The 14,675-nt window shown below is 48.1% G+C and carries 13 protein-coding genes; 2 read left to right on the forward strand and 11 right to left on the reverse strand.

Annotated features, from left to right (window positions below; genetic code table 11):
- Positions 1 to 6 precede the first annotated feature (6 nt).
- From QFZ51_RS22505 to QFZ51_RS22520, 4 genes are all read right to left on the reverse strand, one after another.
- Positions 7 to 645: a vWA domain-containing protein gene (locus tag QFZ51_RS22505; protein ID WP_429049120.1), complete on the reverse strand. Its 639-nt coding sequence runs from the start codon at positions 643 to 645 to the stop codon at positions 7 to 9.
- A gap of 102 nt (positions 646 to 747) precedes the next feature.
- Positions 748 to 1,431, reverse strand: a complete 684-nt coding sequence (locus QFZ51_RS22510; protein ID WP_370912012.1) for a TerD family protein — start codon at positions 1,429 to 1,431, stop codon at positions 748 to 750.
- Positions 1,432 to 1,451: 20 nt separating this feature from the next.
- Positions 1,452 to 2,027: a TerD family protein gene (locus tag QFZ51_RS22515; protein ID WP_370912011.1), complete on the reverse strand. Its 576-nt coding sequence runs from the start codon at positions 2,025 to 2,027 to the stop codon at positions 1,452 to 1,454.
- A gap of 104 nt (positions 2,028 to 2,131) precedes the next feature.
- A complete protein-coding gene (locus tag QFZ51_RS22520; protein ID WP_429049125.1) occupies positions 2,132 to 2,962 on the reverse strand; it encodes an SGNH/GDSL hydrolase family protein in 831 nt (276 codons plus the stop codon).
- 133 nt (positions 2,963 to 3,095) lie between these two features.
- Between QFZ51_RS22520 and QFZ51_RS22525 the strand changes: the two genes are divergently transcribed.
- Positions 3,096 to 3,536 carry a DoxX family protein gene (locus QFZ51_RS22525; RefSeq protein ID WP_429049128.1) on the forward strand — a complete coding sequence of 147 codons (441 nt, stop codon included), beginning with the start codon at positions 3,096 to 3,098 and terminating at the stop codon, positions 3,534 to 3,536.
- Here QFZ51_RS22525 and QFZ51_RS22530 read toward each other — a convergent pair.
- The 7 genes from QFZ51_RS22530 to QFZ51_RS22560 form a co-directional block, all read right to left on the reverse strand.
- Positions 3,533 to 3,751, reverse strand: a complete 219-nt coding sequence (locus QFZ51_RS22530; protein WP_429049131.1) for a DUF4287 domain-containing protein — start codon at positions 3,749 to 3,751, stop codon at positions 3,533 to 3,535. The genes QFZ51_RS22525 and QFZ51_RS22530 overlap by 4 nt on opposite strands.
- 121 nt (positions 3,752 to 3,872) lie before the next feature.
- Entirely contained in the window at positions 3,873 to 4,325 is a 453-nt protein-coding gene (locus QFZ51_RS22535) for a YybH family protein (protein WP_370912006.1), read from the reverse strand.
- Between the two features lie 177 nt (positions 4,326 to 4,502).
- Complete coding sequence (locus QFZ51_RS22540) at positions 4,503 to 6,017, reverse strand: SusD/RagB family nutrient-binding outer membrane lipoprotein (RefSeq protein ID WP_429049135.1); 1,515 nt, start codon at positions 6,015 to 6,017, stop codon at positions 4,503 to 4,505.
- Between the two features lie 18 nt (positions 6,018 to 6,035).
- Positions 6,036 to 9,614: a SusC/RagA family TonB-linked outer membrane protein gene (locus tag QFZ51_RS22545; RefSeq protein WP_429049138.1), complete on the reverse strand. Its 3,579-nt coding sequence runs from the start codon at positions 9,612 to 9,614 to the stop codon at positions 6,036 to 6,038.
- Between the two features lie 103 nt (positions 9,615 to 9,717).
- A complete protein-coding gene (locus QFZ51_RS22550; protein WP_429049141.1) occupies positions 9,718 to 10,908 on the reverse strand; it encodes a FecR family protein in 1,191 nt (396 codons plus the stop codon).
- Positions 10,909 to 10,987: 79 nt separating this feature from the next.
- Complete coding sequence (locus tag QFZ51_RS22555) at positions 10,988 to 11,518, reverse strand: RNA polymerase sigma-70 factor (protein WP_370912002.1); 531 nt, start codon at positions 11,516 to 11,518, stop codon at positions 10,988 to 10,990.
- A gap of 252 nt (positions 11,519 to 11,770) precedes the next feature.
- The gene (locus QFZ51_RS22560) at positions 11,771 to 12,847 is read right to left on the reverse strand and encodes a DUF2167 domain-containing protein (RefSeq protein ID WP_429049145.1); all 1,077 of its coding nucleotides are present in this window, start codon (positions 12,845 to 12,847) and stop codon (positions 11,771 to 11,773) included.
- 204 nt (positions 12,848 to 13,051) lie between these two features.
- Between QFZ51_RS22560 and QFZ51_RS22565 the strand changes: the two genes are divergently transcribed.
- Positions 13,052 to 14,620: a discoidin domain-containing protein gene (locus QFZ51_RS22565; RefSeq protein WP_429049148.1), complete on the forward strand. Its 1,569-nt coding sequence runs from the start codon at positions 13,052 to 13,054 to the stop codon at positions 14,618 to 14,620.
- Positions 14,621 to 14,675: the final 55 nt, after the last annotated feature.

Genomic DNA, 14,675 nt, shown 5'->3' on the forward strand with positions numbered 1-14,675 from the left:
AATTTCTTACACCACGATATTCAGTTCTGCCGGTGGTGGCGGCAGCTCGTTTAAGCCTATTAATTCTTTGCCGGCATCTTCCACTTTTGTGGAAGTAACGCCAATGGAAGCGGTTACCCATGCAAAGAAGCGGGCGATGCTCTGACTATCGGCGGTATCGAGACTGAGTACATTATCGGTGATTTGTTTCAGTATGGCGGTATCTGCACCGGAGCCGGCAGCACAGGCGATCGTATACGCCACTTTGCGTTGTTTAAATGCGGTCAATCCACTTTGCCAGTTATCGGTGGGAATACCGTCCGTCATGATAAACACGAGTGGTTTCCAATCGCCTTTCTTCTCCGTAGTTGTTTTGGCCACTTCGTGATCGATACAGTTGCTTACCAGCTGCAACGCTTCTCCCAATGCGGTGGTACCGGTCGCTTTTATATCCACCATCTGGAAAGACGCGAGGTCGGTAAGGGGTACTGCCTGCCGTGCGGAGCTATCGAAAGTGATGATGCTGATAAATGCGGTTTCAATGGCCTGTGGATTCTGACGTAGTGAGTTAATCATTATCTGTACGCCATTTTTCACCGCCTCAATAGGTTCTCCATTCATAGAACCGGAAGTATCTAATAAAAGATACACGGGTAATCTTCTCATACTGCATTAATTTAATACCAGTGTTGGCATGTTGAAAATGGGTAACATTTCATCCTGCGTTTTCCGCCGGATAAGGTTATGCTGAATATAGGTCTTTTGTGATCAGGAATAGGTTAACTTTTTCAATTCATCCACAAAGCTATCGGATTGATGCGGAATACCAATGGCCCTGAACTTCCAGGCGCCATCTTTACGATAAATTTCCGCAAATGTCATGGAGCACATCCCATTGTAGGTGCTGTCGCCCGACAGGCTAAATTTAGCGATCTCTTTTCCGCGGCTGTCTACCGCCCGGATGAACGCATTATCGATCATACCAAAATGCTGGTTGGTGGCGCGGCCATTGTAAATGGTGACCATAAACAGGATCTTTTCATATTTATTCTCCAGCTGGTCCAGCTTGATGATAATTTGTTCATCATCTCCATCACCAGCGCCGGTCCGGTTGTCGCCGGTTAACCAGATATTGCCGGAAGGGTGGCGCATGGAATTGAAGAAGATCACATCTCCCTCAAACAATCCTACTGATCTGCCATCCTTTGTTTGTACGGTTCTGCCAAGGTTCGCCACTTTACCGCTGCTGTCGAGCAGCATGGCTACGGCATCGAGGTCGTATTCTGCTTCTTTTTTTTCTCCGCCGAATAATTTTCCAAAGAAGCCTTCGTTGCTTTTCGTTTGCCGTACATCCCAGCCCAAACCAATCGTGACCGTGGATAAATCGAATTCTTCTCCTTTGTCGTTTTTACGGAGGTCGATCGTTTGACCTTTTACTAAATTGATAGCCATAGGTAGTGGTTTATCAGGGGTTATTTAATAATCTGACCTTTGAAATATTTGGATAAGAAGTAAGCCAGATCTTCCCTGTAGCCAATCCCGGATGCTTCAAATTTCCATTTGCCATCTTTCAGGTAAAGACGGCCAAACTCCACGCCGGTTTCAATGGAGAAATCTTCTCCCAGTTCATACTTTGCAATTTCATTGCCGGTGCCTTCATCAACGATACGGATATACGAATCTCTTACCTGTCCGAAGTTTTGTCTTCTGCTGATGGCTTCATGGATAGTTACCACGAATAAGATTTCCCTTATGCGGGGATCTATTTTGGTGAGGTCTACCTGGATGGTTTCATCATCGCCATCAGCGCTGTTGCCGCCGGTAGGGTCATCACCGGTGTGATGCAGTGCGCCGTCCGGAGAATCTGTATTTCCGTAGAAAATAAAATATTCTTCCTGGAGAATATGCCTGCTCTCATCGATCATAAATGCAGAAGCATCCAGGTCGAAAGCGGAGCCTGTTCCTTCATTAGGATGCCAGCCTAAACCAATACTGATTTTTGAGAGGCCGATATCGATCCTTTGTCCCTTTTGTAAGTTAATCGCCATTATTCAGAATTTAAACCAGGGGTAATATAGCATATTTATTTCAGAGGATATATGGCGATATTACAGTCAATGCTTAGTAAACTTTTCATGTATCAAAGATGAAGCTAATATCGCTTCATGATCTCCACCAGCATATCCGCAATAACGGCAAATCCTTTATCAGAGGGATGCAGGCCATCGTACGTCATATCGATCGCTGACACCGGATAAGGGTATTCATCCGTGTCCGGATGGAAAGGAATATCTTTATAATCCGGCCAGCGATAGTCTTTATATTCACCGGTGGCGGGGTCTTTCAGGCGTTTATACTTCACCATATTTTCCAGGGTGATGCCGCTGTTATGATACAGGTCTAATTTGTCGAAGTGTTCATAGCCGGCAATAGAATCAATGGCGGCCACCACCTGTGAAAGCTGTTGCCCTTTTCTTTCTTTATAAGAGCCCCAGGCATTGTTGTGCATATCGGCGATGTATACAAAATCGCCGCGTTGCAGCGGGGTGATCAGGATGATATGCGCCTTTTTATTCAGTGATTTCAACTTGTCAATGATCGTCCGGAATGCGCCATACACGGTGCTGTTCCCCGTTTTATGGAGATAGTCGGAGAAATTACCAACAGGGCGCCCGCCCCACCAGTCGTTGGTACCAAGAAACACAGAATACACATCCGCTTTTACAAGATCCAGTTTTTCTATGGCATCAGCGATACCGCCGGAAGTCCAGCCGTTATAACCTTTATTGATATACTGTATGTGCGGGAGCTTTTCGGTTACGCGTGTCAGGTATCCTTTGGTGATCCTGTTGCCGGTTTCACCGGGGTGATCATTCAGGTAGGTAATAGAATCCCCGATGGCCACCCAGGTGATTTTGCGGGGTGTAAAGGCAGTAGCGGCCACTATTGCGGCTATGAGCAGTCCCAACAACCATTTCTTCATGATAATATATTTTGCCCATTGAAAGTAGTAAATAGCATAGATAATAACAACGCTGGACTATCTCCTGATTATAAACTGGACTACCAGGAGGAGCTTTACCTGTATTATTTTTGCCTGTCAAAAATACCAGGCAATGAATATTAAACAGGATATCATCCAGCTTTTTCTGCGGGTGGCGTTAGGCGCCAGTTATCTGTGTGCGGGGCTCGACAGGTTCGGCGTGTGGGGACCTCCGGGTGGAGCGAATATCGGGTGGGGCGACTGGCAACATTTTATGCAGTATGCACATAAACTGATGTTCTTTTTCCCCTATGCAGTGGCGGAAGTCTTTGCTGCATTGGCGTCGGGTGCAGAAATACTTTTTGCCGTAATGCTTATCGCGGGCTTTTGGACCCGGTGGGCAGCTATTGGCAGCGGTGTTTTGCTACTTGGTTTTGCACTGGCCATGACCGTGGCGCTGGGTATAGCCGCGCCGCTGAACTATTCTGTATTCACCGCCAGTGCCGGCAGCTTTTTATTGTCTGCTTTACCTGCCTACCGCTGGAGTGCCGACCAGTTGCGGAAAAAAAACTAGTCCCGCTTCCCTTTAAAGTACGCGAATATTGCCATCGCATGACCGTGGCCCAGTTCATATTCTTCTTTCAGCCAGTTTACAATGTCGCCGGCTTTTACCTTGGGGGCCAGCTCGCCGTTTTGTAAGAACTTTTTCTTCTCTGCCAGCTTTTTAAAGTCTTCACCTGTTTTGCCGGTTTTCGCTTTGATATTGTCTAAATAAGCCTGGAATGACATAATACTTGTTTTTTATTTTGAATGATCTTGTAAGATGTATCTCTTAAAACAAAATTATTCATTCCGGGGAACACTCCGGGGGTGTGGTTCCGACAAACTAAGGGGCGGTTTGCGGCTTCTTTCAGGCGGCTTTTTTTACAGACCCCATGATCCACCTGGCCAGCCAGTTCATTTTCTTTACGCGGCAATTGTGAAAGGCAGACATCTGCCATTGGCCTTCCGGGCTTTTTACCCAAACCGTGGTGTTCACCGACTGACGGCTTTCAGGCACTTTTTTCTGCCAGCGGAAACGGATAGCGCCGGTGGCTACCACTATGGCTACATTCTCATTCAGGAAACGTACCTGTTCAATCTGTCCGTGCAGCCGTGCGCCTTTGAACATAAAGTTATTCATCAGCTGCTCGTGCAGTGTGATGTACTCCTCCCGCCCTTTTAAGTGCATGCCGTTAAACGTAATGTAATCGCAATCTTCCGTAAGATATACTGCAGCGCCGCGGAAATCCAGTGTCCGGAATGAATGATAGATGGCGTTGTTCGCCTGCCTGATCGCATTAATTTCATGTACCTGGTTCATACGTTAGTTGTTTTAGGAATGAATACGAAAATAGGGAGCCGCGCTGCAGCGGCATAGTACAAATGGGTTAATGACACGATCATGCCGGTAAAAACAACATTTTTACCGGTAAAGCATAGTGGCGAAATAAAAAAAGGGCCGTCTGTAAAAGACGACCCTTTCTCCATTATTCAGTGTCTATTTCTTTTGATCCCACCAAACCTTCGACAGGTAAGAATCTCCGTTGGTTAAGCCAGATACGGCAGTCTTATAATTATCCGTATTCAGCAGGGCTTCCAGTGATGAGTATACTGCCCTGCGGGGAATGGTACCGTTGGTTGATCCCTGGTTAGGGCCTGGCGTTAAAACGGGGTAGCCGGTGCGGCGCCATTCCGCATAGGCTTCATAGTCACGGCCAAACAGCAGGATCCATTTCTGGGTCATGATCTTCTCCAGCTGTTTTTCTGATGTAAGTCCGGCGAGTGAAAACTCCGCATCAATGTACGCCTGCGGAATGGTAGTAATGTTATACGGCTGCATGGCCATTGCTGCTTTGATACCATCCTGGTAAAATTTCTCCGCTTCTGCGGGCGTAGCACCCCATCCCATCAACGCCGCTTCTGCTTTAAAGAAACATACATCTGCATAGGTGAATACATAAGCAGGGATAGGCGTAGCCAATGTTTTATTAAAGTAGGTGGTCATAGAAGCGGTGGAATAATCATCTTTAATGATACCGGACAACAACGCATCCGTTAATGCCACACCAATACCTTTGTACGCAGGCGTTCCGCTGTTTTTTGAATTTACGGTAGGCGCGGCAATAAAGGTAAGGCGGGGATCATGCTTATCATTCAGTGTGGCCACAAAAGCCGATGCCAGGTAACGCAGATCGGGGCTGCCGCTGATAAACTGCGCCAGGATAGGATTTGCGTTGGTAGTTTGTGCATCGTTGAAAGTAGGAACTGCGGCATTGTCTTTATTATCTGAAAAAAGTGGTTGACTCATCGCCTCCCGCACCGTTTTTTCCGCCAGCTGTGGCGCGGCATACTTAATGCGCATACCTAAACGCAGTTTCAGTGAGTTACCGAATTTCTTCCAGTTGTCGGTAGCGCCTTTGTAGTAGAAGTCCGCGTTGCCGTACGATACATCGCTGGCGTTGATATTGGCGATAGCGGCATCCAGGTCGGCAATGAGGTGTTCATAGATCGACTGCTGGCTGTCGTACACCGGTTTGTTATTTACGTCGGTAGCATCTTCTGTAGTTTGTGAAAACGGTACGGCGCCAAAGAGGTCCGTTAACCGTTGCCATATAAATATTTCGAGGATGCGGGCAATGGCGAGCTTTGTTCTCCCGGTTGGATCATTTTCTTTTCCTTTCAATGCCTGGTTGCGGATCTGGCCCAGGTTTCTCAACAAGGTATAATGTGCGGCCCACATATTATTATCCGGCTGCTGGATATAACGGGAAGTAGGCGCCACCAGGCCACCGGCCCAGTATTGCACCCAGGAACCTACCTGTATATTGGCGGTTTCTGTGCCTTCAGAAAAAGCCGCATCTTTCTGTACTTTTGATAACAACAGGGCGGGATCAATGTTTGTTACCGTTGTTGGCGGCGTGTTCAGATCGCTGAAGTCTTTGGTACAGCCACCCAGTAACAATCCCGTCGTTAACACCAGCACTTTTCTATATATCGATGATTTGTTTTTCATATGCTTCGTTTTTACAGATTAAAGATCCAGGCTTACGTTCACACCAAAACTCCGCATCATCGGCAGCGCCGTTGATTCCAGGCCGAGAGAGGAGTTGTTTACGTTGAAGGAAGAGGCTTCGGGAGAGAAGCCATCTGTTTTCCGCTGGAAGTAAAAAAGGTTCCTGCCATAGATGCCTACATTCATTCTGCGGATCATTTTACCGGAGAATAATTTCGATGGCAGCGCGTAACTCAAACTGATTTCACGCATGGCTACATAGCTGGCATCATTCATCATTTCTTCCGATACCACATTTTCTTTATCGCTGGCCACTACGTTCCAGTAGTCCTGCGCCAATACTTTCATCGTATTTTCTTTACCGGTGCTAACCCAGTTGCCACTACTGTTTTTTTCTGCAATCATACCGGTGGCTATATAGCTGCCATCCCTGCCTGCCAGTGTTTTCCTGGTGGTACCATAAATCAGCTCTTCGCGGTTGCTTTGGGAATACACCAGGCCGCCCTGGCGGATATCCACTAATGCAGCTAAAGCAAAGCCTTTGTAACGGAAGGTATTGGCAAAACCGCCGGTCCAGTCGGGCATGGCATTTCCCAGCTCTGTGAGCTGGCGCCCCTGTGTGCGCAATGGCAAGCCCGTAGCAGGATCTATCAGCCGGTTGCCGGCATCATCTTTCAGCCAGGCGAAGCCTGTTCCGATCATGGTACCGAAAGGCTTACCTGGTGCAGCTATTACGTTGATCCCCCTATCGCTTCCCAATACAAATGTTTCCACTCCCTCGGTGAGCGATACCACTTCATTTTTATTGCGGGAAAAAGTAAAGGTGCTTTCCCAGGTAAATCCATTGGCCAGCTTCACGGGTGTTCCGTTTAACGATAGTTCGATTCCCTTGTTGCGGATTTCGCCGGCATTGATCCTGCGCGCCTCAAATTTGCTGGACGGCGGTAAGGGCACATCCAGGATCTGGTTTTTCGTAGCGGCATTATAGTAAGTAAAGCTGATGCCCAGGCGGTTGTTCAGGAGACGTACGTCTGTACCAAATTCCACCGAGGTAGTCAGTTCGTTTTTCAGGTTAGGATCGGGAATAATAGAAGTAAAAGATGCCAGCGGTTGGCCCCCATGTGTGAACTGATCCAGGCTGTAGGCGCCGGTGAGCTGGTAAGGATTACCGGAGCTGCCAGCCTGCGCCAGTGATCCGCGCAGCTTCCAGAAACTAACGATGTTGCTGTTCATCTTCAGCAGATCGGTCATGATTAAACTGGTGCTTACTGAAGGATAAAAGAAAGAATTGTTATTGGCAGATAAGGTAGATGACCAGTCGTTCCGTGCAGAGAAATCCACGAACCAGTAGTTCCGGAAGGCCAGCTGCCCGAAGCCGTATACGGAGTTGATCTCAGATTCCTGTAAGTCGAAAAGATAGGAGTTGGTAAGCGTGTTATTGATCACGTGCAGGTCCGGCACAATAAACTCTTTCCCGGTATTGCCGGTCATGCGCATAAACTTTTTCTGGTGACTGGCGCCTGCATTCAGCCCCAGGGTGAAGTCCTTGCTCAGCTCCAGGTTACCGGCCAGCAATACATCATAGTTATCTTCCCGGACCCTTATTATCCGGTCTTCAATATCACCATTCCTGTTCTGGCTCTGGTACGTGCCTTTGGCTCTCCAGCGCAGGCGTTCTTCTGTATAAAAATCGGTGCCGCCGCGGGCAGTTAATTTCAACCATTTATTAAAATCGTACGACAGCCGCAGCATGCCGAGGAGCCGGTCGCGGTGATCGGTGTTTTGCGTTTTATGGATGGTCCAGTAAGGATTGGCAGTAGAACTGTTGGTAGCGTATGTTTTCTCCAGTCCGGGTGTTACACCACTGTAGCCGAACTGCCGGGCCACATCCTGGGCGGTCCAGGTGTAATCGGCAAGGATGCTCAGCGGCATGCTCCGCGGCTGACTGATAAACAGGTAAGCCGGGTTATCGGATGCATCGGAGAGTGTGGGCCTGTTTTTACCTTTCTGGGAGATGTAGTTGAGCTTCGCATCCAGCTGTAATTTGGGCGTAATAGACGCCTGTGTGCGAAGGGTAAAAGTGTTCCTGTCAAGCGTATTAGTGGGCACATACCCGTTTACATGCGTGTTGGAATAAGAGAAGCGGTAGTTCACCTTATCATTTCCACCATCTGCGGCAACATTATTTACGAACTGTTTTTCCTGGTCGAAAAAGTCTTTATAGGTATTGGGTTGCGGCGTCAGCTTCAAAATATTTCCCCACTGGTCTTCATACTCCTGCCCTTCCATTTTTGGGCCCCAGCTGCTGCGGGCAATCCTGTCGCGGCCGGCGCTCATTTTAGGCATGCCTTGCAGCCCTTGTGCTTTGGCTTGCGCCATCGTATACACTTTACCGTCGGTGGCGCGGAAGTGCGTGAAATCACCGTTTAATCCCTGGCCATATTCATCCTGGAAATCGGGAGTTACCAATGCGTTGCCGATGGCATAATCGCTGCTGAATTTCAGCCCGATGCCTTTGCGGGAGCTGCCCGATTTGGTGGTGATGAGCACTACACCGTTACTGCCGCGCTGGCCGTACAATGCTGCAGCATTAGGGCCTTTCAGGATGGATATGCTTTCAATATCTTCCTGGTTTATATTGGAGATGCCATCGCCATAGTCCACACCGCCGGTGCTGCCGGCAGCACCGATGTTCTGGTTATCGAGGGGCACTCCGTCAACTACGTATAGCGGCTGACTGTTACCCTGTAGGGAGTTATTTCCACGGATCAGGATCTTGGAAGATCCGCCAGCGCCGGAGGCAGGCTGGCTCACCTGTACACCGGCCACTTTACCGGATAGCGCATTGGCTACATTCACTTCCTTTCCTTCCGACAGGTCGGCGCCTTTCAGCTCTGCTACGGTGTATCCAAGCGACTTACTTTCGCGCTTAATACCAAGTGCCGTTACCACTACCTCAGACAAACCCTTTGAGCTTTCCGTTAACTTTACATCGAGCGTGGTGCTGCCGGCAGTTTCCACCCGCTGTTTATTAAACCCGATAAAGGAGAACAACAATGCGCTGGCGCCGGAGGGCAGCTGGATGGTGTATTTTCCCGTAGCATCTGTTACGGCGCCTCTTGCAGATCCTTCTACTGTAACGGTTACACCGGGCAGTGGCACACCTTTTTCATCGGTCACCCTGCCGGTGATCAAGGTATCGGCCGCCAGTTCCGTGGCGGCTTTTTTCACCGGCACCTCCTTCAGGGTAATGGTGCGGTCGATGATTTTATATTCCAGCGGCTGGCCTGCCAGGCATTGATTCAACACCGCCGTTATTTCCGCATCCTTTACGTTCAAAGAAACGGGAGTGGTGTTTTTCAGGATATCATTGTTGTATAAAAAGTAGTAGCCGGTTTGTTGTTTGATAGCCTCAAACACCTGCTGCAGCGGTACTTTCTTTACCGACAACGTAACTTTCTGCGCATAAGCAGTGGCTGCTGCACTTAATGCAAAAAGAAAAAGCAGCAGGGTGGTCAGCTTCAGGGCCACCTTCATTTTTACAGGCAATGGGAGTAGTATACCCCGCCCGGAAGCGGAAATAAATCTGTTCATCATCGGTTTAATTTTTAATTAATAGCGATTGATTCGTTTAAATTCTGGTCTTTGTTTATTACAGGTACTTTTTTAATTTTCGTGTGTCCGTTCCAGTTATACTTATTTATTTTGACAGTGTTACAGTGACGTCTTTTCCATTTACCCTGAAGTTGGCGCCGCTCACGAAGTTGAGCATTTCCAGCACCTGCGACAACTTCGCCTGGCGGCTGATATTGCCGCTGATGCGTTTTGCGGGCAGCGGGCCTTCGTAATGAATGTCCAGGTCATACCAGCGGGCCACCTGTTCCATAATTTCCCGGAAATCGTCATCTTTAAAAAAGAAGATGCCTTCTTTCCAGGCAATAGCTTTTTCGGTATCTGCTGTGGCGATACGTACCTGGTCGCCCTGCACATTAGCCTGCTGACCAGGCGCCAGCTGCCAGGAACGTTTATCCTTTACCTGGATTTTTACAGCGCCGGTGATCAGCGTAGTTTTCACCACTTTGCTGTAAGCGCCTACGTTAAAGTGGGTGCCCAGCACCAGTACTTCCATCTGCTGCACCATTACCCGGAAAGGTTTGTCAGGACTGGCAGCTACTTCAAAATATCCTTCCCCGGTGAGTTCTACCCGGCGTTCGCCATTAGTAAAGTGTACGGGAAAACGCAGGGAGGAGGCGGCATTGAGCCATACGCGTGTGCCGTCTTCCAGTGTGAGCTGGTATTGCCCTGCCTTTGCGGTAGATAAAGTATTGAATAGCGCAGTCGCCTGCGGTTCATTTGATTTATTGTATACAAGTCCGCCTGGTTGCTGCGCAATAGTGGTTCCATCCGCCTCTTTGATGGGCCCTTCCGGCTGATTGCCCAGGTGTACGGTTTTCCCGTTGCCCAGTTGCAGGGTGGCACTGTTGCTGCCAGGGAGCACATCATTTTTTATTTGTGGAGAAGTGCCGGCCATCATTTTTCCGGGCCTGGTATCCGGTGTGCGCCAATTGTAGGCGAGGATCACGCCTCCTAATATGGCGGCAGCGGCGGCCGTCCATGCGGCGATTCGGAGCCACGCTACCCTCCTACCCGGAGTTGCCGGAGTGGAGCGGGCCAGCACGGCCTGCCAGTCGGCATCCACATCAATGGTATCATGAAAGGCGATCGCATCGCGCAGGGTTTCCTGGTCTTTCAGGGATTCCAGCAGCTGCTGATGCCGCACATCCTTTTCCAGCCAGGCTTCCAGCTCCTGCTGTTCGGCCGCCGTAGCCTGTTCCCGGAGATATTTTAAAATTAAGCCGGCGTATTTATACAGATCCTGGTTTTGCTCCATAAAGGTTGCTTACCAGGTAAAGAAACGCGGGACGGAAAAAAGGGTGAAAGAAATAAGAATATTTTTTTGAAAGCAGGATTTACAGGAATAATACGGCGTAAATTTCGGGGTTAAGCCGTTGTCTTAACAGATGCAGTCCTCTTTTCTTCTGGGTTTTAACCGTATTAATGCTGATGTTCAGCTGGTCGGCGATTTCCTGGTTTTTAAGCCCGGAGATATAGCCCATCCTGATAATCACCTGGCAGGCTTCGGGCAACGTTTCCAGTGCGCGGTTAATTTCGCCGATCACTTCGGACCGGATCATCGTTAAAATTACAGAAGGATCATTTTCTGACGCGCCTTCCTGTGCGGCTGCAAATTTCTCCACCACTTTCTCATGCCGGATGGCATTTAAACAGGCGTTACGGACGGTTGTATACAGGAAATTTTTGATGGCCACCGGATGCGCGGTTACCTGCCCCTGTTGCCCCAGGTAGCTTACAAAGGCTTCCTGGGCAATATCCCTGGCTGCGTCTTTATCGCCGGTAAACTGAAAGGCAAAGTAGCAAAGCCTGGTGTAGTAAGTTTTGAAAAGTATGGCTGGCTCCAGTGCATCGGATGGCGTTGACATAAAATATACCTTTCGTGATCAATTCTGACAATCCGGAAACCATAGATAATGGCATCTCACTTGAAAAAATAAGACATTTATTCGGAAAATAATAGGAAAACAAAATTTCGGGCAGAAAGAAAGCCTGCGGGGTGCGCAGGCTTTCTGATATCGGGGATCGCCTTCGGCGATGGAAATTGTCTTTCTGCCTGATTAGGCGGATGATGCTGATTACGCTGATTTGATTGTTTTTGATTTTAAAAGATTCTTTTATCAGGGTTTGTTTTCCGGATTGTTTTCGTGATTATGTTCAGGATTATTTTCTGCTGCGGGAGGAGTATGGTTATCTGTGTTTTCGTCAGCGGTATGTGGTTCGGTATCTGGTTCATTTGTACCGGTGTTGAAAACAACATTTTCCTTCTCTGCTTTTTTGCGGCTGAACAGGCGTCTGAAAAATCCGATGAGCGCTACAAACCCAATGGCAATGAATTTCCAGCCGGCGGCAAGGTATTTTACCAGGATAGCAAAGAACCCAACTTTCGCCAGCAATTTACCAGCTACAAGACCACCAATAGACCATGCTGCCACGTTATCCACCTTCGGATCGAAATCGAAATAGGTATTCCCCTGTGTGAAAGTAGCCATGTGTAATACTTTACCGATATCTGCTTTTACCAGCGGGAGTTCACTCATTGTGCAAACCGCATTCAGCGATAATACACCGTGGCGCCCCAGGATTCGGATCTCGTAATTCAGCGTATGACCGCCTTCCTGGTCATCGAAACGGATTTCCTTTGCCCAGTGCAGTACCTTATTCTTTTTGTCGTAGAAAGGTTGCTGCGCCCATCCAATCAGGTGAATACCAGCGTATCCCTGTTTGGCACGTTCCTCATTGGTTTCCTTCTCGCCTTCCTGCATGTTTTTCATCATTTCATTGTAGTCAATCTTTTCGGCGTCATCATCCTTTACATAGCCAATGTCTTCGAATTCAATAATAAAGGCATAACTGCTATCCGCAAAAGGATCAGAATTTGCCGGGAAAATCATTCCCAGCGTATTGTTGGCGTTTTCCGGCGGATTGCCCCAAAGCGTAGTGAGCACATACTGGCTTTTTTCCTTGTTCAGGAATTTGAAACCCGCAGGCACATTAATCTCCACCTTTCCACCCGGCAATACAATAGTGCCTGTTTCATATTTAAAAGACTTATTGACAGAATCAACATAATTATCAAGCTCTTTTTGATAAAGCTCCGTTGAATCTTCAATGGGGACGGCTTTAGGGACAGCCGGGGTTGCATACAAACCCAGGGCTGCAAAGAGCAACCCTGACAGGTACAGGTACTTGAACATAAGTTATTAATATTTACGGGGACCAATTTGCGATAAATATTCCATATCCGGAAGAAAGGGAGGAATATTATTATTTTTCTGCTTTATAAAACAATTACTTAATTTAGTTCACCTGAATATGTGAAACGCCAACAGCGTAACCTGGAAAACCTTAAACCAAAATCTGTCGATTCTTACTGTCTTTGTTAATCATAAATCTGAACAATGAAAATGAAAAACCTTCATTCCCTGCTAGCAGGTATGCTATTGCTGCCTACCCTTTTTATGGCCTGCAAACGATCTCCCGGTGGGGAATTGCAGCCCATGAAAGATAAAACCAAATCCGGCCTGGAAAACTTCGTACCCAGCGCGTATGCCTTAAACGTTGTTTACTTTGTGCCTTCCGATGGCGATACCATCACAAACTACCGGGCACGGCTAAACGGTATTTTACAGCAGGGGCAGCGCTTCTACGGGAAGTGGATGAACTATTACGGTTATGGCGACCGTTCCTTTGGCCTGGCGCTGGATTCCGCAGGTAAAGTAAAGATCACCATGGTAAAAGGCGCGCTGCCAAAAACCGGTTATCCTTATGAAGGGGGCGGCAACACTGCTATCGGTGAACTGAACACCTGGTTTGCTGCGCATCCGGCAGATAAGCACAGTGAACACACGCTCGTTATTATGCCCGCCAGCACCTACGCTTCCGATGGTGATCCCGGTGGCGTACCCTTTTACGGTTTGGGCCGCTGGTGCTTTGCATTGGATTATGCTGAAATGGATACCAGCTACCTCGGTCAGAATACCACGCTGGGCAACCGCGCTACCAAATGGATAGGTGGCCTCATGCACGAACTGGGCCATGGACTTAACCTGCCGCATAACAAAGAGAAAGTATCGGAAGCCGCTGATCCGGCTAAAGGCACGGCGCTCATGGGCAGCGGTAATTATACCTATGGTAAAAACCCCACTTTCCTTACTGCCGCCAGCGCTGCTATCCTCAACAACTCGCAGGTATTCCGCACCAGCACCGCCACAGGTATTTACGGCGGAGGAAATACCACTATCGATATCATCAAAGCCAGTTATACCGGCGGCAACATTGTGCTGAAAGTGAAATTCTCTTCCACACAAACCGTGAATAACGTAAACGTATATAATGATCCGGAAGGCGGAAATGATTATGATGCCGTGCCATGGGTGGCTGCACCTTCCGGCGATAGTTTCCAGCTGAGTATGCCCATCAGTGAACTTCATACGAAGACAGGCAACTACGCCCTGCGTATCCGCTTCCTGTATACCAACGGCTCCTCTACTGAAATCTCTTACCCGTATTCTTTTGTAAATAATGAACCTGTACTGGATATCAGCACCAAAGATGAACTGAATAAATCTTCCTGGAACATCACGTATGTAAGCAGCCAGGAAGACGACGGCCCCGCCACTAACCTGCTCGACAACAACCAGGCTACCGTATGGCATACCCAATGGAAAACAGTACAGCCGGCGCATCCGCATACAGTGATTGTAAATATGAATGCCATCAAATCCATACAAGGACTGGCATTCCTTCAACGGGCCAATCTCAATGGTTCTCTGAAAGATATTTCGGTGTTTACCAGTACCGATAATGTAACGTATACATCGAGGGGAAACTATACGCTGACGAATGTAAACAGTAAGCAGTATATCTCTTTCGGGGCAGCTGTTTCTGCAAAATATATCAAAATCGTGACCGCTTCCAATTACTCAGGCTCACACTATGCAGTGCTGTCAGAGTTGGGTGCGTGGTAATCACATCTCCCGAAAAATTTAAACAGGGTACGGTATACTTCCGTACCCTGTTTGT

It is taken from the genome of Chitinophaga sp. W3I9 (assembly GCF_050434025.1).
In the GTDB taxonomy this organism is placed as follows: Bacteria; Bacteroidota; Bacteroidia; order Chitinophagales; family Chitinophagaceae; genus Chitinophaga.

Bases quoted from the DNA above. Each gene is read 5' to 3' on its own strand.
- QFZ51_RS22530 (WP_429049131.1), bottom strand. From the start codon at position 3,751: ATGTCATTCCAGGCTTATTTAGACAATATCAAAGCGAAAACCGGCAAA.
- QFZ51_RS22520 (WP_429049125.1), bottom strand. From the start codon at position 2,962: ATGAAGAAATGGTTGTTGGGACTGCTCATAGCCGCAATAGTGGCCGCT.
- QFZ51_RS22525 (WP_429049128.1), top strand. From the start codon at position 3,096: ATGAATATTAAACAGGATATCATCCAGCTTTTTCTGCGGGTGGCGTTA.
- QFZ51_RS22555 (WP_370912002.1), bottom strand. From the start codon at position 11,518: ATGTCAACGCCATCCGATGCACTGGAGCCAGCCATACTTTTCAAAACT.
- QFZ51_RS22560 (WP_429049145.1), bottom strand. From the start codon at position 12,847: ATGTTCAAGTACCTGTACCTGTCAGGGTTGCTCTTTGCAGCCCTGGGT.
- QFZ51_RS22505 (WP_429049120.1), bottom strand. From the start codon at position 645: ATGAGAAGATTACCCGTGTATCTTTTATTAGATACTTCCGGTTCTATG.
- QFZ51_RS22515 (WP_370912011.1), bottom strand. From the start codon at position 2,027: ATGGCGATTAACTTACAAAAGGGACAAAGGATCGATATCGGCCTCTCA.
- QFZ51_RS22535 (WP_370912006.1), bottom strand. From the start codon at position 4,325: ATGAACCAGGTACATGAAATTAATGCGATCAGGCAGGCGAACAACGCC.
- QFZ51_RS22550 (WP_429049141.1), bottom strand. From the start codon at position 10,908: ATGGAGCAAAACCAGGATCTGTATAAATACGCCGGCTTAATTTTAAAA.
- QFZ51_RS22510 (WP_370912012.1), bottom strand. From the start codon at position 1,431: ATGGCTATCAATTTAGTAAAAGGTCAAACGATCGACCTCCGTAAAAAC.
- QFZ51_RS22540 (WP_429049135.1), bottom strand. From the start codon at position 6,017: ATGAAAAACAAATCATCGATATATAGAAAAGTGCTGGTGTTAACGACG.
- QFZ51_RS22565 (WP_429049148.1), top strand. From the start codon at position 13,052: ATGAAAATGAAAAACCTTCATTCCCTGCTAGCAGGTATGCTATTGCTG.
- QFZ51_RS22545 (WP_429049138.1), bottom strand. From the start codon at position 9,614: ATGATGAACAGATTTATTTCCGCTTCCGGGCGGGGTATACTACTCCCA.